Source organism: Vibrio sp. UCD-FRSSP16_30 (genome assembly GCF_001676025.1).
Classification (GTDB): domain Bacteria; phylum Pseudomonadota; class Gammaproteobacteria; order Enterobacterales; family Vibrionaceae; genus Vibrio.
Window position 1 is genome coordinate 49868 of sequence record NZ_LZFW01000035.1, and the last position, 20009, is coordinate 69876.

Genomic DNA, 20009 nt, shown 5'->3' on the forward strand with positions numbered 1-20009 from the left:
ATTACCCCTTCACAGAATCAAATGCTTGAGCAAGATCATCGATGAGATCTTCTGCATCTTCTAAACCAACAGAAAGACGCAATAAAAAATGAGAAATTCCAGCTTCTGCTAACGCTTCTTCACCCATAGCTCGATGAGTCATGGTTGCTGGGTGACAAATTAAGCTTTCTACCCCACCTAAGGATTCGGCTAGGGAAAACAGTTTTAATGCATCGACAAACTCAATGAGCTGCTCTTTGCTACCATTAAACTCAAAGCTGAGCATGCTGCCAAAACCAGTTTGCTGACGCTTAGCAATTTCATGACCAGGATGTTGAGGCAGGCTCGGGTGATAAATTGTTTTAACTCGTGACTGAGATGCCAGATATTGCAAAATTTCTTGTGACGTTTCTTCATGAACACGCATACGTGCGCCAAGAGTTCGAATACCGCGCAGTGTCATATAGCTATCAAACGGAGTGCCCGTTGCGCCAATACAGTTACCCCACCAGCCAAGCTCTTCTGCATGTTGTTCTGTTTTGGTGATCACAACGCCACCAATGACATCGGAATGACCATTGATAAATTTAGTGGTGGAGTGGATGACAAAATCAGCGCCAAGCTCCAGAGGCTTTTGGTAAATAGGGGTTAAAAACGTATTATCGACCCCAACAAGTGCGCCAACTTCTGCCGCTTGCGTGCACACCTTCTCAATATCCACTACTCGAACTAGTGGATTAGACGGAGTTTCGATTAAAATAAGCTTAGGTTTTTTAGCGATTGCAGCGGCAAGAGCTTGCTCATTGGACTGATCAACAAATTCAACTTTAAAATCACCCTTCAAAGAGCGAGAATTGAACAAGCGATAAGTACCACCATAGCAATCATGTGGTGCAATAATTAAATCGTCTGGACCTAAAAATGCAGAAACCCATAAGTTTAGCGCTGAAGTGCCGCAGTTAGTTACCACCGCGCCTTTACCTGACTCTAATTCAAATAGTGCCGTCTCTAGTAAACCACGATTTGGGTTTCCTGAGCGAGTATAGTCATATTTAGGTACTTCCCCAAAAGAAGGGAAACCATAATTGGTGGACAGATAAATTGGGGGAACAACAGCATGGTGCTGTGTATCAGACTCGATACCAGTGCGGACGGCAATCGTCGATGACTTATGTTTACGGCTCATTTTCTTGTCCTTTCCTTTGACAATGACTGATAGAGTTTAGTATCAATCAAAATAATCTAAATCTGTATATAGATTACCCCGATAATAATTAGACTTCAACACATCTAGACGTCTAAATGCCTTTACATTTAGCAGTAAATATCGCTAAAATTAGTTATCAACTTTACTCTTAGATAATAATTAAAGGTTTCCAATGGCAGACTGGAATGGCGAATACATCAGCCCTTATGCTGAGCACGGTAAAAAAAGCACTCAAGTTAAAAAGATCACTGTGTCTATTCCCCTCAAGGTTCTCAAAATCCTTACCGATGAACGCACTCGTCGTCAGGTAAATAACCTACGTCATGCCACCAATAGCGAACTATTGTGTGAAGCATTCTTACATGCGTACACCGGCCAGCCATTACCGACCGATGAAGATCTAAGAAAAGACTGCCCCGATGAAATCCCTGTTGAAGCTAAACAAATTATGTCTGACTTAGGCATCGAATTAGAAGTCTTTGATGACTAATCAGAAATTGCATAGTTTTTAACTATATAAACTCTTAAAAGCTAAAATATAGACAAAAAAAGGGCTTAGAGTGTGCACACTCTAAGCCCTTTTTTGTAAGCAATTAATATTGATATTAATCTTGCATATAATTATCAGGAAGTTCGATTCGGGCTGCGCCTGATTTGATTGCAGCTTCTGCTACAGCGCGCGCTACGCGAGGCAATAAGCGAGGATCCATTGGTTTAGGAATAATATAACCGTGACCAAACTCAAGTGATTCCACCCCAGCCGCCTTCATTACTTCTGCCGGTACTGGCTCTTTAGCCAATTGACGAATCGCTTCTACCGCAGCCAGTTTCATTTCGATATTAATTTCACTGGCTCTTACATCTAAAGCGCCACGGAAAATAAACGGGAAACAAATGACATTGTTTACTTGGTTTGGATAATCTGAACGTCCTGTACCCATAATAAGATCGCTACGCACTTTGTGCGCAAGCTCTGGCTTAATTTCAGGATCTGGATTAGAACAAGCAAAAACAACAGGGTTATCCCCCATTAAACCTAATGCCTCTGGAGAAAGTAAGTTAGGACCTGATACACCCAAGAATAAGTCGGCACCTTCAATGACATCTTCTAAAGTGCGCTTATCTGTATTGTTGGCAAACAGCTGTTTATATTCGTTTAAATCGTCACGACGAGTATGAATGACACCTTTACGATCCAGCATGTAGATTTTTTCACGCTGAGCGCCACACTTAATCAGCAGTTCCATACACGCAACTGCCGCCGCTCCCGCGCCAAGACAAACTATGGTCGATTCAGACAGTTGCTTACCTTGCAACTCAATAGCATTGAGCATACCTGCGGCAGTCACAATTGCAGTGCCGTGTTGATCATCATGAAAAACAGGAACATCACAACGTTCAATCAGACGACTTTCAATTTCAAAACAATCTGGCGCTTTAATATCTTCTAAGTTAATACCACCAAAGGTATCGGCAATAGCGGCAACGGTATCGACGAACTCATCAATAGTGCGATGCTTTACTTCTATATCGATAGAATCTAGACCAGCAAAACGTTTAAACAACAGTGCTTTGCCTTCCATTACTGGCTTAGAAGCCATTGGCCCAAGATTACCCAAACCTAAAATAGCGGTGCCATTTGAAATAACTGCAACCATATTGCCTTTTGCTGTGTACTTATAAACGTTGTCAGCATTTTGAGCAATTTCACGCACCGGCTCTGCCACACCAGGACTATAAGCTAAAGCCAAGTCATTGACTGAATCTGCCGGAGTCGTTAACTCAACAGCAATTTTACCTGGTTTTGGAAACTCGTGATAATCAAGAGCTTGCTGGCGAAAGTTATTTATAAGTTGGTCATCTGGCATCCTAAGGGGTTCCTTTATAGGTATAAGCTAAAAATAGACTAATCTTCGATTGTAATTAAAAAGCAGGCAATGTACTACAGGGCAAACAGAGTATGAAACATGATATCCATTTTAGACCAAGATCAAAAAAGGCCGCCTAAGCGACCTTTTTCTGTTTCTTTACAACTAAGATTATTTCTTAGAAGCAAGAGCACCGAAACGCTTGTTAAAGCGATCAACACGGCCGCCAGTATCAACGATACGTTGCTTACCAGTGTAGAACGGGTGACATTTGTCACATACGTCTAGGTGGATAGATTCTTTAGCTAGAGTTGAGTTGAACTCAAAAGTGTTGCCGCAAGAACAGTTTGCAGTAACTGATTTGTACTCAGGATGGATACCTGGTTTCATGGGAAGACCTCATTTATAGGCCGTGTCGCTATCCAGTTCTATGCTGGACACCACACGTAGTTTCTAACAGTGATAGTGTGTAAATACGCTATCTTCAAGGCGCAGTATAGTAATTAATTAGTCAGTTAGGATCAACTTATTTGTCCTTTTTTTCATCACTTTCTCTATTTAATGTCAATATAGATGTGATGTTAAAGCGGCCTGTGGTTATTTAAGCTAATGCCATCTGCCTTTTCTCGTATTATCATGGTGATAATTTCGTGATTGCAAAACATCAAAGTGAGCCCATGCGACCAACCATAGCCAGAGTTGCCCTTCCTGTTCCTCTGGATAAAGAGTTTGAATATCTTATCCCGGCACACTTATTTCCAGTGCTTGGTACGCGGGTATGGGTCCCGTTTGGCCCGAGCAAACGTCTTGGTGTTATTACAGCGCTAACTCATCAATCAGAATACGACATCAATAAACTCAAGCCTCTGATTGAAGTACTTGATTTTGAGCCGATTTGGCCGGAGAAGCTGTATAAGTTAATTCACTGGGGAAGCCGATTCTATCAATACCCTCTAGGTGAAACCTTAAACGGCGCAATGCCTGGAGCATTACGCAAAGGCAAGCCCGCACAAAAACAAGCGCAAAAAACTTGGCAATTAACAGAGTCTGGGAAAAACCAGTTAATGCAAGGCTTTGGGCGGGCAGTTCAGCAAGCTAAGGTGATGAATGCCTTGCAATATGGCGCTCTGCCTCATCATGAACTCATTGATCTAGAAGTTTCTAGCAGCGTATTAAAGACCTTACAACAAAAGCAATGGATAGACTCTACGGAAGTTATTGAAATAAATGACCAGTGGCAGGACGTTCGAGTCAACGAAACTGATAAGCGAGAGCTTAACCACGAACAAATGCTAGCAGTGGTCACCGTCAATCATGTAGAAGGTTACGAATGTGCATTACTCGATGGTGTCACGGGTTCGGGTAAAACTGAGGTTTATCTTCAACTGATTGAATCTGTCATTAATCAGGGGAAACAAGCGTTAGTTTTGGTGCCTGAAATTGGTTTAACCCCGCAAACCATTAATCGCTTTAAACGACGCTTCAATGTCCCTATCGCCACTATTCATTCAGGTCTTAATGATAGCGAACGTTTAAATGCCTGGCTTGCCGCAAAAAATAAAGAGTGTGGCATACTGATTGGAACGCGTTCTGCTTTATTAACTCCCTTTGCTGAGCTTGGTATTATTATTGTGGATGAAGAGCATGATTCATCTTACAAGCAGCAAGATAGCTTACGTTACCATGCAAGGGATATGGCTATAATGCGCGCCCACTCTGAGGGGGTTCCTATTGTTCTGGGCTCTGCGACTCCATCATTGGAAACCTTAAACAATGCTCTGTCAGGTAAATATTTACACCTACAGCTCACCGAGCGCGCCGGCGGTGCAAAACCAGCCAAAAATAGTGTCATTGATGTAAAAGGTCTGTATTTAGAAAGTGGCTTAAGTGCTCCTATCATTGCTCAGATGCGTAAGCATTTACAGCAAGGCAATCAAGTCATGCTATTTCTCAATCGTCGCGGCTTCTCTCCGGCGTTAATGTGTCATGAGTGCGGCTGGATAGCAGAGTGTCACCGATGTGATGCTTACTATACTTTTCATCAAGGTAGTAGAGAGATGCGCTGCCATCATTGCGGCTCACAAAAAGCGGTAGTGCATCAATGTGAGGGTTGTGGCTCAACCAATCTCGTTACCGTCGGAGTTGGTACAGAACAACTTGAGGCGCATCTAGAAGCTTTATTTCCTGAATTTAAAACCATCCGTATAGATAGAGATAATACTCGTCGTAAAGGCAGCTTAGAGGCCGCTCTTGAGTCTATTCGTAATGGGGAATATCAGATTCTTATTGGTACACAAATGCTAGCCAAAGGACATCACTTCCCTGACGTTACTTTAGTGGGCTTACTCGATGTAGATTCGTCGTTATACAGCAGTGATTTTAGAGCATCAGAAAAGCTCGCTCAGTTATTTATTCAAGTGGCAGGGCGAGCAGGACGAGCAAGCAAACCTGGGCATGTGGTGTTACAGACTCATCACCCTGAGCACTCATTACTGCAGGCTTTATTACATAAAGGGTATCCCGAGTTCGCTCAAAGTGCCTTAATGGAACGAAGAGTAGCGCAACTTCCTCCTTACGCTAGCCTGTCATTATTTAGAGCGGAATCTAACCACTCACAACTTGCTGAAGATTTTTTGAGGCAAGTTCGACAAACATTGGAAGCTCATCCTTTATTTGATCAGCAATGCTGGGTGCTTGGCCCCACTCCTGCGCCAATGGCAAAAAGAGCAGGCAAATCTCGCTGGCAACTCATTTTACAATGCCAGTTACGCTCAACCATGCACAAGCTACTCATGAGTGCAAAACCGGCATTAGAAATTCTACCCAATGCCAAAAAAGTTAGGTGGAACATAGATGTAGAGCCGGTAGATTTAAGTTAAATATGCAATACATACAACAGAATGCGAGTTACCTCACAGTAAGTTATGCAATTATGCTACTTGCCCCGTAAACTATTCAGACAAAACTGTTTACACTTATTTTCCATTTACTACCAAGCTTAAATTTTTGTAATTAGTTTGCTTCATGGGTGCGTAAGCAGAGCTAATTATCATAGGGGATAAATCAACTATGGCGACAATGAAAGATGTTGCTGAGCTCGCTGGCGTCTCAACCGCAACGGTATCAAGAGCGCTAATGAATCCAGAAAAGGTGTCATCATCTACTCGTAAACGAGTTGAAGATGCTGTGATTGAATCAGGATACTGCCCAAGCACAATAATGCGCAGTACAAAACGTAATGAATCTAAAACTCTAGTTGTCATTGTGCCTGATCTTTGTGACCCATATTTCTCGGAAATTATTCGCGGCATAGAAACTGCGGCATCAGAACAAGGCTATCTTGTTTTACTGGGTGATAGTTCACAACAAAAGTGTCGTGACAACTCACTGGTTAATCTTGTTTATTCAAAACAGGCCGATGGACTAATCCTGCTTGGCACCAACCTTCCTATCGATGCCAGTATCGCAGAACAAAAGAACTTACCACCTATGGTAATGGCTTGTGAGTACGCGCCTGAACTTGAATTACCGACTGTTCATATTGATAACTTGACCGCCTCTTTTCAGGCCGTCAATTATCTAGCAAAACTAGGACACAAACGTATTGGTGAGATCTGTGGCCCAGATAGTGCGCCACTGTCTAGCTTTCGTAGCCAAGGGTTTCAACAAGCATTGCGCCGAGCAGGACTCAGTATTGATCTAACCAATTCAGCCTCAGGCGATTTTAGTTTTGAATCAGGTGCGACTGCATTACGTAAGCTCATGAACGCAGGCTCTCCACCAAGTGCTATTTTTTGCCACAACGATATGATGGCAATTGGTGCAATCAAAGAAGCCAAAAATATGGGACTAAGAGTTCCACAGGACATTTCTTTTATTGGATTTGATAATATTGAGTTCTCACAGTACTGCGATCCACCACTGACCACTGTCTCTCAGCCTCGCTATGATATAGGTTATCAGGCAACTCAGATGTTATTTGAGCTTCTTAGTGGTCAAAAAGTCAGTTGCGACTCTCGACTGTTAGATACCGAACTGATCATACGCCAAAGTACGCTACCCCCAAGCTATTAAGGTCTATTATCTAAACGTTTTCTGCATTAACATAGTAAGTGTGAATAACGGAATAGACTAATTCGAGTGGCTAGAAAAGATTATGTAAAGAGTGGCAAGACGCAATCAAAGAAAGCGCGTAAGCCAGCTCCGTCAAAAAAACCTTGGAAAGCAATTATCCTTGCTGGCTTGTTGCTTGGCGGATTTAGCTATGGGCTTTACCACCTAAGCCAAGATCCTAAACCAGCCAAGCCTGTTGCAGTTGATGTATCGACAAAAGCAAGGTCCTCAACAAATAAAAATGCTGAGAACTTACCACCGCCCCCAGAAGAGCAGTGGGATTACGTCAAGACATTGCCTGAGCGAGAAATTAAGGTTACTCCAAAAGCGGAGGTACTTTCTAAAGTCCCTTATGTCATGCAGTGTGGTGCCTATAAGTCTCATACTCAAGCGGATGGACGAAAGGTTGATATCGCTTTTCAGGGCGTAAATAGCCAAATTCGACAAAAGAAAGGCAGCAGTTGGTATCGAGTGATACTGGGCCCTTACGCTCGTAAGCGTGATGCAGAAAGAGATAAGCATAAGCTACAAAGAGCTAAAATTGAGCCGTGTATGATAATGAAAGATCCCGGCTACTAGACCTACCTAACGGCTTCAGTAAATAACCACTGAAGCCGTTTTAGTTTTTATTCAGATACAACTGTCCTATCAATATCCCACCTTGAATTTATCTGTATTCACCCCCACCTTATTTCTATATCACTGGTGAAATCAGAAGGAATCCTCGTGACTACCATAATATCCGTACGTCGAAATAATAAAGTCGTCATCGCAGGTGATGGACAAGTTTCTCTAGGCAATACCGTAATGAAAGGCAACGCACAAAAAGTTCGCCGTCTCTACAACGACAAAGTGCTTGCTGGTTTTGCTGGCGGTACCGCGGATGCCTTTACGCTATTTGAAAAACTCGAAAGTAAGTTACAAATGCATCAAGGCCATCTCACTCGTGCCGCTGTTGAGCTTGCCAAAGACTGGCGTAGTGATAAAGCCCTACGCCGTTTAGAAGCCTTACTTGCTGTTGCAGATGAAACTGCCTCTTTTATCATTACAGGTAATGGTGATGTTGTTCAGCCAGAAAACGATCTTATTGCGATTGGCTCAGGTGGTAACTTTGCTCAGGCTGCCGCAACTGCATTACTCGAAAACACAGAATTAGACGCAAAAGAAATAGCAGAGAAATCATTAAATATTGCTGGCGACATCTGTGTATTTACCAACCATCATCACACCATTGATGAACTTGATTACTAAGGAATTAATATGTCTGCGATGACTCCTCGTGAAATCGTTCACGAACTAAATAGACACATCATTGGTCAAGACAATGCCAAACGTTCTGTGGCCATTGCTTTACGCAACCGCTGGCGCCGTATGCTGCTTGAAGAAAGCTTGCGTGCAGAAGTAACACCTAAAAACATCTTAATGATCGGCCCAACGGGTGTGGGTAAAACTGAGATTGCTCGCCGCCTAGCAAAACTTGCGAATGCGCCTTTTATGAAAGTTGAAGCCACTAAATTTACCGAAGTGGGTTATGTTGGCAAAGAAGTTGAAACTATCATTCGTGACTTAACTGATGTTGCCGTCAAAATGACTCATCAACAAGCCACTGAGAAAGTGAAATTTCGCGCAGAAGAGCAAGCGGAAGAACGTATTTTAGATGCTCTATTACCTCCTGCTCGTGATACTTGGGGTGAAAATGAAAAACCACAAGATACTAGCTCGAATACTCGCCAGATCTTTCGTAAAAAATTACGTGAAGGCAAATTAGACGATAAAGAGATCGAGATTGATGTTGCCGCTCCGCAGATGGGTGTTGAAATCATGTCTCCTCCTGGCATGGAAGAGATGACCAATCAACTGCAAGGTATGTTCCAAAACCTTGCTGGCAACACTAAGAAAAGTCGTAAGCTAAAAATTAAAGATGCTTTCAAATCACTGGTTGAAGAAGAAGCAGCAAAACTCGTTAACCAAGAAGAGCTGAAAGAAGATGCCATTTTCAATGTAGAAAATAATGGCATTGTCTTCATTGATGAGTTTGACAAAATTTGTAAGCGCGGTGAAAGCTCAGGTCCAGATGTGTCTCGTGAAGGTGTACAGCGCGATCTACTGCCTCTTATTGAAGGCAGCACAGTCTCAACAAAGCACGGCATGGTAAAAACAGACCATATCTTATTTATCGCATCTGGCGCATTCCAAATTGCTAAGCCTTCGGATCTTATCCCAGAGCTACAAGGTCGCTTGCCTATTCGCGTTGAATTAGAAGCACTCTCTAGCCACGATTTTGAGCGTATCCTAACGGAGCCTCGCGCATCATTAACGGAGCAATACATTGCTCTTCTTAAAACAGAAGATGTCGATGTCGAGTTTACCAGTGACGGTATTAAGCGCATTGCAGAAGCCGCGTGGCAAGTCAATGAAACGACCGAGAATATCGGTGCTCGTCGCCTCTACACTGTTATGGAGCGCTTAATGGATGAGATGTCTTATGAAGCGACAGAGAAATCTGGCTTTGAGCTTAAAGTAGATGCTGACTATGTGGACAGTAAACTAGGCAAGCTCGTTGAAGATGAAGACTTAAGTCGCTTTATTCTTTAACTCTCTTCAAATAAATTAATAAAGGCGCCGTAGGGCGCCTTTGCTTTATCAATCACACTCTACAGCAATGTAATTAATCGCTACCAAACAAATCACGAGTATAGACTTTCGCTTCTACGTCTTTTATTTCTTCAACCATACGGTTAGAAACAATCACATCTGACAGTTTTTTAAATTCTTCTAAATCGCGAATATTACGAGAATGGAAGAAATGGTCTTCTTGCAGAACAGGTTCATACACCACAACTTCAATACCCTTCGCCTTCAGTCTCTTCATGATTCCTTGAATAGACGAAGCACGGAAGTTATCCGAACCAGACTTCATAATTAAACGATAAATACCAACGATTTTAGGATTACGACTAATGATTGAGTCTGCAACAAAATCCTTACGAGTACGGTTAGCGTCAACAATGGCACCAATAATGTTGTTAGGTACGTTTTGATAGTTGGCTAACAATTGTTTGGTATCTTTTGGTAAACAATATCCGCCATAACCAAATGATGGGTTGTTATAATGATGGCCAATGCGAGGGTCTAAGCCAACACCTTCAATGATTTGACGTGAATCTAATCCCATCGCCTCAGCGTAAGAATCCAGTTCATTAAAATACGAAACACGTAACGCTAGATAAGTATTAGAAAATAACTTAACCGCTTCTGCTTCTGTTGAATCAGTAAAAAGAACCGAAATATCTTCTTTTATCGCACCTTCAACCAACAAGTTTGCAAACGTTTCAGCACGTTCACTACGCTCGCCAACTATGATGCGAGATGGGTATAAGTTATCAAATAAAGCTCGACCTTCGCGTAAAAACTCTGGTGAGAAAATAATATTGTCACAGCCAAACTCTTCTTTGATTCGAGCTGTATAACCTACAGGCACCGTTGATTTAATCACCATAACGGCTTGAGGATTGATTTTTATCACCTCTTTAATCACCGCTTCTACAGACGAAGTATTGAAGTAGTTCGTCTGTGGATCATAGTCTGTTGGCGTTGCGATAATGACGTATTGAGCCTCTTTATAAGCTAACTCTTTATCTAAAGTCGCGGTAAAGTTAAGTGCTTTATCAGAAAGAAACTGCTCAATTTCCGTATCGACAATTGGCGACTTTTTATTATTTAACAGCTCTACTTTCTCTGGGATGATATCAACTGCAATGACTTCATTATGCTGCGCAAGCAACATCGCGTTTGACAAGCCTACATAGCCTGTTCCGGCAATCGCTATTTTCATAATTTATTCTCTAATTTTGCTCTAATCTAAGTTTCTCATAAATCTTTCATTTATTCCCTAGATTTTAGTTCCTTGTTATACTCAGCAATAGTTAAATTTGAAGGAAAATACAAAATGATCATAGTAACTGGTGGCGCTGGCATGATTGGCAGCAATATTATCAAGGCACTAAATGATAAAGGCATCAACGATATTTTGGTTGTCGACAACCTTAAAAATGGCAAAAAATTTGTCAACCTAGTCGATCTTGATATCACTGACTACATGGATCGCGATGATTTTCTTACTCAAATAATGGCCGGTGATGATTTCGGTCCTATTGATGCCATTTTCCACGAAGGTGCTTGCTCTGCCACCACTGAGTGGGATGGTAAGTATATGATGCTCAATAACTATGAGTATTCAAAAGAGCTTCTTCATTACTGCATTGAACGCCAAATTCCATTTCTGTATGCCTCATCTGCTGCCACCTATGGCGAAACAGACACCTTCATTGAAGAGAAACAGTATGAAGGTGCGTTAAATGTGTATGGCTACTCAAAACAACAATTTGATAATTATGTGCGCAAATTTGTAGAAGATGCGAAAGCTCACGGCGAAACTCTTTCTCAAGTTACAGGCTTTCGTTATTTCAATGTGTACGGGCCTCGTGAACAGCATAAAGGCTCAATGGCCTCTGTTGCCTTTCATTTAAATAATCAACTCAATGCAGGTGAGAACCCTAAATTATTTGCTGGCAGTGAGCATTTCAAGCGTGATTTTGTATACGTAGGTGATGTGGCAGCAGTAAACCTTTGGTTCTTAGAGCACTCTGTCTCTGGTATTTTTAATTTAGGTACAGGTAATGCGGAATCTTTTGACGAAGTAGCCAAAGCGACCATTAAACACCATGGAAGAGGAAAGATTGAAACTATCCCGTTTCCTGAACACCTGAAAGGCGCTTATCAAGAGTACACCCAGGCAGATCTAAGCAAGCTTAGAGCAACAGGCTGCAGTCATCGGTTCAAATCAGTAGCAGAAGGTGTTGCTGAGTATCTAGATATCATCAATAAGTAGTCGCAACGATCTATGAAAAATACTCGTAATGACTTTGATCCAAAAGCCTACAATCCAAAATTTAAGTGGCAGTTTCTGTCACCTAAATACTGGACTACTTGGCTTGGAATCCTATTCGCGATACCTTTTAGCTTTCTTCCTCTGACACTACATCGTTGGCTCTCCTCTGTGGCCGCAAAAAAAATAATGTCTAAAACTCGAGGGCAAGCCCATCGAGCACGAGTGAATCTAAGTTACTGCTATCCGCAGATGCCAGAATCACAAAGAGAAGGTATCATATTCAATATGTTAACAACGGCAGGCAGCTATCTAATGCGCTTTCCGTTGCTAACTCTACGCAGTAGAAAATGGTTAGCAAAGAATACAGTAGTAAATGGTCTAGAGCATTTCATCAAACTAAAAGATGAAAATCAGAGCGTGATATTTTTGGTTCCCCATACTTGGTCTGTTGATGTTTTTGCCATGTTGCTTGCCTCAAAAGGATACCCTATATGCACTATGGTCAAGAGCCAAAAAAATGAGCTAAGTGAATGGGCAATGTCAAAGCAACGCAAGCATTATGGCGGACGATTGTATGAAAGATCAGGCGGTATTAAACCGTTCATAAAAGCCATCAACGACGGCTATACCGGTTACTTTCTACCAGACCAAGACCATGGACCGAAAAAAAGTGTATTTGTGAAGTTTTGCGCCACAACAAAAGCAACCTTACCAGTTATGGGTTTCTTAGCAAAAGCCACTAAATCAAAAGTGATTCCGATATGGACTGAGTTTAATACCAACTCTGGTAAATTTGAAATTGATGTTTACCCTGCTTTGGAAGCACTTCCAACAGAATCACCGGAAGAAGATGCCATTGCGATGAATCAATTTATCGAGCAATGTTGTGAGGATAAGCCCGAACAATATATGTGGAATCTGAAGCTTCTACTTTCTCAGAAAGATCACTCTTATATCTATAAAAACAATAAATCATGAACTCTAATATTAAGAATGTCATATCTGAAAACATTGTCTACATTCCATTATTTTGGATTTCAACATTTATGTTTTCTATAGAGCGTGGTGATAAGATTTTACTTATAATCATTGGTATTTGTGCACTTCTATCTACCTGTATAAATAAACTTGAAATAGTCAAATACAACTGGAATACTTATCCATGGATAAAATGGATTATAACCTTGGTTATCTTTGGGTTGATTTCGGAAGCTTACCATGGGTTTGGTAGTCGCGAACTAAGAGCACTTTATACTGTAACCATCTTTCTTTTATTCTTAGATTTGAAAAATTTAAATCTAAATATTATTAGTACGTTAGTTTTTTTAGCAGCCACCAGTGCCGCTTTCATTGCCTATAAATATCAGTACATCACACCAATTGGTCGACGAATGTGGCCAGTCAATGCTATTCCGTTCGCATCATATATATCACTAATCATTGGTTGCTCAGCAATTCTAGCTACTCATTCTAAAACAAAACTAGTTAAGTTTATATTTATCCTATCCTCTGGTATAAGCCTCACTGCCCTCTTTCTCACTGAAAGTCGAGGACCTTTATTCGCTATTATATGTACATTTTCCGCACTATCTATTTATCATATAATCAAAGGTAATATTAATTTAAAATCAATAGCTATTTTTTTATCAATGATGGTTTGTGTTGTTTATATAACCTACCCAATACTTGAATCTCGATATGAAAATACCGTTGTAGAAATAAAAAAAATAACTAAAGGTAATAATAGCACTTCAATTGCTCAACGCTTGGAAGTATATCAAGTTGGTCTTAGCCTCATTCAAAAACATCCTTTTATTGGATATGGTAAAGATGCCCTTCCATCGATTCTTGATACCATGCTCAAAAATAAAGAAATTAATAAACTAGAGCGACGAGTTCTAGGATGGAACTTTCATAATAACTTCATAGAAAAAGCCGTCGTTTCTGGACTCTTAGGTATTATGACCATGTTTCTTTGGCTTGGTATGCCATTAGTTTATGGTTGGACAAAATACCGGCAACATTTGCCCTTAATTTCAACTCCTCCACTGTTATATTTTTTTGCATGTTTAACAGATACTCCAGCAACAAATGGCAGTAGCTACGTTGTGTATTTAGTTATTACAGGGTTAATACTCGCATTTGCTGCGGAAGATACTAACTATGAAAGTATAAAGGAACCATCCTTTGAAAAATGATATTCAAAAAATTCTAATTATTGGTCCATCTTGGGTTGGAGACATGGTTATGTCTCAAAGTCTTTACATAGACTTAAAGTCACAATATCCAGATTCTGAAATAGATGTATTAGCACCAGCCTGGTGTAAGCCTGTACTCGAGCGAATGCCTGAAGTATCACAATCAATTGAGATGCCAATTGGGCATGGTGATATAAGTTTAAAAGAGCGTTATCTGTTAGGAAAATCCCTTCGCGAGAAACAATACACTCACGCGTATGTATTACCAAACTCGGCTAAATCCGCTCTAATTCCAATGTTTGCTAAGATACCAAATAGAATAGGTTGGAAAGGAGAAATGCGTTATGGATTGCTCACAGATCTAAGGCCAAACAAAAAACAGTTTCAATATATGATTGAACGATATGTTGCTTTGGCGCGTCCCAAACATCTAATGCAATCTTCGTCCTCTTTAGGTGGTCTAGATACGCTTCCATTTCCCAAGCTTAGCGTCAGTAAGGAATCACAAACTGCAATATCATCCAAACTAAAGCTATCGCGAAATAAACCTATTGTAGGTCTTTGTCCTGGTGCAGAATTTGGACCCGCCAAACAGTGGCCTGTTGAGCATTTTGCAAGTGTTGCTAATTCACTGATAGCCAAAGGCTATGATATCTGGATATTGGGTTCCAAAAATGATGCAACTACTGGACAAGAAATCACTAAGCTGACCAAAGAAAAATCCAGCATCCATGACCTAACGGGACAAACTAATTTAATAGAAGCAATAGACCTAATAAGCTGCTGCTCAACCATCATTAGCAATGATTCTGGCGCCATGCATTTAGCTGCTGCAGTGGGATGTAAAATTATCGGTATTTATGGGTCAACATCACCAGATTACACTCCTCCATTAACTAAGAACCTAGAAATTCTGCACACTGATATTGAATGTCGTCCTTGTTTTAAGAAAGTATGTCCATATGGGCACTTAAAATGTCTAAAGGATCTCGAACCATTAAGAGTTATGGACGCATTTATGCGCCTTACTAATGAACAAGATAGATTATCGGAGCTAGATTGAAAGTATCTTTAATCATTACAACCTACAACTGGAAAGAAGCACTAGCAGCTGTGCTTCAAAGTATACTGAAGCAATCCTGCCTTCCAGATGAAGTGATTGTTGCGGATGATGGATCAAGAGACGATACAAAGCTTTTAATTCAACACTTCCAGTCTTTGTTTCCTATTCCCCTAATACACTCTTGGCAACCAGATGATGGATTTCGTGCATCAAGAAGTCGAAATTTAGCGATCAGTCGTGCTATTGGTGATTATATTATTATTATTGATGGTGATATTGTAATCCATAAGCATTTTGTTCAAGACCACAAGAAAATGGCAAAAAAAGGAAATTTCATTCAAGGTGGTAGAGCGAAAATTGGGGACAAAACTAGTGCTTTAGTAATATCTAATAACACTTACCCTAGCTTTTATGCAAAGGACATTAAAAACAGAAAGAATTTGATCCATAACCCTATTTTGTGCTCATTATTCTCTAGAATTTGGAATTCTGAAAAATCCACGCGTAGTTGTAATATGAGTTTTTGGAAAAAAGATATTATTGCTGTTAATGGCTTCAATGAAGACTTTACTGGTTGGGGAAGAGAAGACAGTGAATTAGTCTATCGGTTTTTTAATCTAGGGCTAAATAGATTGTACTTAAAGTTTTCAGCACTTGGCTTTCATTTATATCACCAAGAAAACTCAAGAGGATCACTGAAGAAGAATGACGAGATATTAGAAAATACGATTACTAATAAATTAGTATATTGTAACAATGGCTTAACCAATCATACCACTCGAGATAATAATGAAAATCCTTGTATGTAGCTCTTATATTGGACCAATCAATACCGTTAGACCTGAAGCTGAAACATTCATTGCTATGGCTAATCTTGGGCATACAGTAACAATTATGACCCAAGCAAATGCTGAATACGCACAGATATGCTCTAAAAACGGTATTAAAATTATTGATAACTATCCGTCAAAGAAAATCTGCAAAAAAACAATTAGCCTACTTCATGCTGAATTAAAGGATGGTGATTATGATATTTGTTATGCTTTTGATTCAAAAACAATCCCCAACGCTGCTTTTGCTTCAATAGGAACAAAAGTAAAAATGGTGACCTATCGTGGCACTACTGGCGGATTATATCGTCACGATCCAACAGCCTATCTGACTCATTTACACCCTAGAGTTAATGCTATTATTTGTAATTCAGATGCAGTAAGAAAAGATATCCAATCAAGAGTATGGGGCTCAAAAGTAGCAGTAAAGAAAATCTATAAAGGCCATAAATCCTCTTGGTATCAGACAATCGCAACACCACGCTCTGAGTTCAAAATAAATGAAGATGACTTAGTTGGGATATGTGCATGTAACGTAAGACCAAGCAAAGGTATTTCCGTATTATTACGCTCTCTAGAGCAAGTTACTCAAGAAAACTTTCACTTATTATTAGCTGGTAATGGCTTTGAAAAACATGCAACAGAAATTAAAAATAGCTGGATGGCAAGTAGAATTCATCTGTTAGGTCAGCGTAACGACATACCTAATTTGATGAAAATGGCTGACTTTCAAATTCAACCCTCCGTTAGTGGAGAAGGGTTTTCGAGGGCTATTATTGAAGCTATGGCTGTTGGTACCCCATCTATTGTTACCACAACCGGAGGAGGGCCTGAACAAGTTGAAAATGATATTTCTGGTTATGTAGTTGAAGCAGGTAACTCAGAAGAGCTAGGCATTGCAATTAACAAGCTTCTTATTAAACCTAATCTTATTGCTACAATGGGACATGAAGCAACCAAAAGAGTCGACACGTTATTTAGTAACAACACTACAGTGTCAGAGCATCTTGAATTTTTCAAAAAAATATCGGAACAGAAATAAATGCAACTATATATATGTTCAACTCTTAGACATCTTTTATTTAGTATATCAAAATCGATAGTTGATAATGAAGCATCTCAAATTATATTTTTAGTTGACCATCAAAATATAGATAGTTCAAACCTAAACTTCTCCGAATTACCAAATCATATAAAAGTGCACTCAGTTTCAAGAAAGAAAATAGCTCAAAATATCAAGTCAGATTTTATGGGGAAAATAATTTACTTTTTTTCTATGAGAGAGATGAGAATCAATAATTATATGAAGGAAAAGCTCACGGCTAAACTAGTATCATCGATCAATGGCCTTGATATTGACGCTGTAGAGGAATTGTACACATTCAATGAAAGGAATAAGACTGCTCGTCTATTTCGGCTTCTATTTGAAGAATATAGAATTATTGAAGATGGGTTAGCTAACTACGCTAAATTACCCTTACCATTTTTAAAAATGATAGGCAACATAGTTCAAGGTAACCTTTCAAACAAAAGAATTTCAGGTGATGACTCAAACTGCCTCTATATTTATGCCATTCAACCACAAAAATTACCTAAAGAAATTAAAAATAAAGGTAAAGACATTTACTTCCTTAATAATAAATCTGTATTTACTACTATTGAAACCGTTTTCAACCTCGAATCACTTCCATCAACTTATGTTATATTAGCAACCCAACCTATTATAGGTTATTTAGAGCGGTTATCTATACCAACAGATTTTCACATGGAAATATACAAACAAATAATAGCTTTTTATTCTAAGAAAAACATTAATGTTATAGTAAAACCACATCCACAAGAATCTAAAGAGTCCTATGATATACTTTCCGAACACTCTAGAGTCATATCAGAGCAAACCCCATTAGAAGCCTATTTGATTGGAAAAAATAAAGACATTACAATAGTATCTTTATTTTCATCTGCTGGCATGGGGTTTGAAGAGTACTGCACAAGGAAAACATTAATTGATGATGATGAAGTAAAACACATTAATGAAAGATTAAAACTCTGGCACTCTTCAAGTGATGCCTTAGATAGCATAATAATAGATAAGTTATCCTAGATACGATGATTGCAGGTTAAAATAAAGCTAGCAAAGTCAAAGTCTAATTGGGTATCAATATCAATAGAATGTTTATTGCTCATAATATAAGCGTACGAATTATCAGTATAAGCTAGCTTTTTCAGTCGCTTTAAACTAGAAACATCAAATATATAAATAGCACCATTTAATCGATAATAATCATCTAATTCCTGAGATCTTTTATTTGCATTGTCAGAGATAAAACGACCCAAACAATGATCTTCAGGGAGTATATTAGACCATAAAGGCGAATGCTCACATGCTGTTACAGAGACAATTGAAAACGCATCTTTATCCTTAAATAAATCTAATGCTTGCTCAATATGCTTAGCCTGCCTTAATGGTGATGTTGGCTGTAATAAAACCAGTATATCCGCATCCTGAGCAAATTTATCCAATGTATAAAGTACGACATCTTCGGTTTTAGCTTGATCAGATGATAGTGACTCAGGTCTTAACTCTGGAACCTTAGCCCCACAGTCAACAGCAACATTCATAATCTCTTGATCGTCTGTACTAACAATAACCTCATCAATATATAAGCAGGTACTAGCAGCCTCAATTGTCCAACTAATCAAAGGTTTTCCGGCTAGTGGAAGGATATTTTTTCTTGGTAGTCGTTTACTCCCCCCCCTTGCAGGGATAAGAGCGACTACCTTTTTACCATCAATCACTGTAAAACCCCCAAGCCCAAAATATCTGATTGTGCCCGATTAAAGTCATCCATACGTCCAATATCCAGCCAGTATTCATGTATAGGGAACATCAGCACATCACTATCTTTTTCCATTTGCTGTTCTAATAATGTAGGCATATCCACTTTATGGTTTCGAGGCACGGATTTAAATATCTTAGGTGAAACAACATATATTCCAGCATTAATAAAAAAGCGTTGCACGGGCTTTTCAACCATACTAGTTATCTTATTACCCTCTCCATTAATAACACCATATGGGATCTGATAATCATATTCTCTAACGCACATAGTAGCATCAGCATTATTATCAAGATGGAACTCTAACAAGCGAGAAAAGTTCACTTTTGTTAAAACATCACCGTTTATCATAATTAAAGGCAGATCATCCGATAAATTATTAGGTAAAAGGCCTAAAGCTCCACCAGTACCCAAGGGTTGTTCTTCATAAACATACTCTATGTTTATTCCTCGATTACTACCATCACCAAAATAATTCTCTATTTGCTCTGGCATATAATGAGTTGATATATAAAAGTTAACAAAGCCTGCTTTTACGAAACTATTGATCACGGTTTCTAGGATTGGTTTCCCGCCAATTTTTAACATTGGTTTGGGGCAGTTATCTGTTAAGGGCTTTAAGCGTGTTCCAAATCCACCAGCCATGATAAAAACAGGATTTTGACGACACTCTTTACGCATAGCACTATGCAGGGTTTCCAGACCAAGAATTACCCCATTTTCATTAAGTAAAGGGATAGATAAGATTTGTTTTTTATCCATTAAATCCACAAGTTGTTCTTTTGACGTCCCTTCAAGAGCAGCTATTGGATTGGTATTCATTATTTTTACTACAGGATCAGCCAATGTTAAATTATTCAGCAAACCTCGCCTAATATCACCATCGGTCACCATTCCCAGCAATTTTTTATCTTTATCAACAACCACAGCAACACGCAGAGCTTCACTATTAATGATCTCTAAAGCTTGCTTGATTGTACTTAATTCTGTAATTAGAGTTTTTTGCCAAGAATGACTCAT

Annotated in this window: 19 protein-coding genes; 13 read left to right on the forward strand and 6 right to left on the reverse strand. The window is 39.5% G+C overall.

The genetic code is table 11. The features are described 5' to 3' along the window. Nucleotide 1: 1 nt before the first annotated feature. On the reverse strand, nt 2-1165 hold the full coding sequence (locus tag A9260_RS11755; RefSeq protein WP_068699199.1) for an O-succinylhomoserine (thiol)-lyase: 1164 nt from the start codon (nt 1163-1165) through the stop codon (nt 2-4). 193 nt (nt 1166-1358) lie between these two features. Here A9260_RS11755 and metJ point away from each other — a divergent pair, with 193 nt between their 5' ends. After that, on the forward strand, nt 1359-1676 hold the full coding sequence (gene metJ / locus A9260_RS11760) for a met regulon transcriptional regulator MetJ (protein ID WP_068699201.1): 318 nt from the start codon (nt 1359-1361) through the stop codon (nt 1674-1676). Between the two features lie 115 nt (nt 1677-1791). On the opposite strand, the gene A9260_RS11765 is transcribed toward metJ, so the two are convergent. Both A9260_RS11765 and rpmE read right to left on the reverse strand, forming a co-directional pair. Beyond that, on the reverse strand, nt 1792-3054 hold the full coding sequence (locus A9260_RS11765) for a malic enzyme-like NAD(P)-binding protein (RefSeq protein WP_068699204.1): 1263 nt from the start codon (nt 3052-3054) through the stop codon (nt 1792-1794). Between the two features lie 171 nt (nt 3055-3225). Then, nucleotides 3226-3444, reverse strand: coding sequence for a 50S ribosomal protein L31 (rpmE, locus tag A9260_RS11770; RefSeq protein ID WP_068699205.1), 219 nt, complete (start codon nt 3442-3444; stop codon nt 3226-3228). Between the two features lie 287 nt (nt 3445-3731). On the opposite strand from rpmE, the gene priA reads away from it, so the two are divergent. From priA to hslU, 5 genes are all read left to right on the forward strand, one after another. Beyond that, nucleotides 3732-5933 carry a primosomal protein N' gene (priA, locus tag A9260_RS11775; protein WP_068699449.1) on the forward strand — a complete coding sequence of 734 codons (2202 nt, stop codon included), beginning with the start codon at nt 3732-3734 and terminating at the stop codon, nt 5931-5933. Nucleotides 5934-6123: 190 nt separating this feature from the next. Beyond that, nucleotides 6124-7128: a DNA-binding transcriptional regulator CytR gene (cytR, locus tag A9260_RS11780; protein WP_068699207.1), complete on the forward strand. Its 1005-nt coding sequence runs from the start codon at nt 6124-6126 to the stop codon at nt 7126-7128. 66 nt (nt 7129-7194) lie between these two features. After that, nucleotides 7195-7746 carry an SPOR domain-containing protein gene (locus tag A9260_RS11785; protein ID WP_068699209.1) on the forward strand — a complete coding sequence of 184 codons (552 nt, stop codon included), beginning with the start codon at nt 7195-7197 and terminating at the stop codon, nt 7744-7746. A 147-nt stretch (nt 7747-7893) separates the two neighbouring features. Further along, nucleotides 7894-8418 carry an ATP-dependent protease subunit HslV gene (gene hslV, locus A9260_RS11790; protein WP_068699211.1) on the forward strand — a complete coding sequence of 175 codons (525 nt, stop codon included), beginning with the start codon at nt 7894-7896 and terminating at the stop codon, nt 8416-8418. Between the two features lie 9 nt (nt 8419-8427). After that, entirely contained in the window at nt 8428-9762 is a 1335-nt protein-coding gene (hslU, locus tag A9260_RS11795) for an HslU--HslV peptidase ATPase subunit (protein ID WP_068699213.1), read from the forward strand. Nucleotides 9763-9835: 73 nt separating this feature from the next. Here the strand turns inward: hslU and A9260_RS11800 are convergent, their stop codons facing one another. Further along, nucleotides 9836-11002: a nucleotide sugar dehydrogenase gene (locus tag A9260_RS11800; protein WP_068699215.1), complete on the reverse strand. Its 1167-nt coding sequence runs from the start codon at nt 11000-11002 to the stop codon at nt 9836-9838. Nucleotides 11003-11116: 114 nt separating this feature from the next. On the opposite strand from A9260_RS11800, the gene rfaD reads away from it, so the two are divergent. The 7 genes from rfaD (at nt 11117) to A9260_RS11835 (ending at nt 18253) form a co-directional block, all read left to right on the forward strand. Continuing rightward, entirely contained in the window at nt 11117-12058 is a 942-nt protein-coding gene (rfaD, locus tag A9260_RS11805) for an ADP-glyceromanno-heptose 6-epimerase (RefSeq protein WP_068699217.1), read from the forward strand. A 12-nt stretch (nt 12059-12070) separates the two neighbouring features. Next, nucleotides 12071-13036 carry a lauroyl-Kdo(2)-lipid IV(A) myristoyltransferase gene (lpxM, locus tag A9260_RS11810; protein ID WP_068699219.1) on the forward strand — a complete coding sequence of 322 codons (966 nt, stop codon included), beginning with the start codon at nt 12071-12073 and terminating at the stop codon, nt 13034-13036. A 68-nt stretch (nt 13037-13104) separates the two neighbouring features. Continuing rightward, nucleotides 13105-14256 carry an O-antigen ligase family protein gene (locus A9260_RS11815; protein WP_231892631.1) on the forward strand — a complete coding sequence of 384 codons (1152 nt, stop codon included), beginning with the start codon at nt 13105-13107 and terminating at the stop codon, nt 14254-14256. A gap of 43 nt (nt 14257-14299) precedes the next feature. Next, the gene (gene waaF, locus A9260_RS11820) at nt 14300-15319 is read left to right on the forward strand and encodes a lipopolysaccharide heptosyltransferase II (protein ID WP_068699451.1); all 1020 of its coding nucleotides are present in this window, start codon (nt 14300-14302) and stop codon (nt 15317-15319) included. Next, on the forward strand, nt 15316-16128 hold the full coding sequence (locus tag A9260_RS11825) for a glycosyltransferase family 2 protein (protein ID WP_068699223.1): 813 nt from the start codon (nt 15316-15318) through the stop codon (nt 16126-16128). The genes waaF and A9260_RS11825 overlap by 4 nt, the downstream gene beginning before the upstream one ends. Beyond that, a complete protein-coding gene (locus A9260_RS11830; RefSeq protein ID WP_068699225.1) occupies nt 16109-17191 on the forward strand; it encodes a glycosyltransferase family 4 protein in 1083 nt (360 codons plus the stop codon). Before A9260_RS11825 ends, A9260_RS11830 begins: the two co-directional genes overlap by 20 nt. Further along, on the forward strand, nt 17192-18253 hold the full coding sequence (locus A9260_RS11835) for a glycosyltransferase family 52 (RefSeq protein WP_068699227.1): 1062 nt from the start codon (nt 17192-17194) through the stop codon (nt 18251-18253). Here the strand turns inward: A9260_RS11835 and A9260_RS11840 are convergent. Together A9260_RS11840 and A9260_RS11845 are read right to left on the reverse strand one after the other, a co-directional pair. Beyond that, nucleotides 18250-18948 (reverse strand): acylneuraminate cytidylyltransferase family protein, encoded by a 699-nt coding sequence (locus tag A9260_RS11840; RefSeq protein WP_068699229.1) that lies wholly within the window; start codon nt 18946-18948, stop codon nt 18250-18252. The genes A9260_RS11835 and A9260_RS11840 overlap by 4 nt on opposite strands. Next, nucleotides 18945-20009, reverse strand: coding sequence for a nucleotidyltransferase family protein (locus A9260_RS11845; RefSeq protein ID WP_068699231.1), 1065 nt, complete (start codon nt 20007-20009; stop codon nt 18945-18947). Before A9260_RS11845 ends, A9260_RS11840 begins: the two co-directional genes overlap by 4 nt.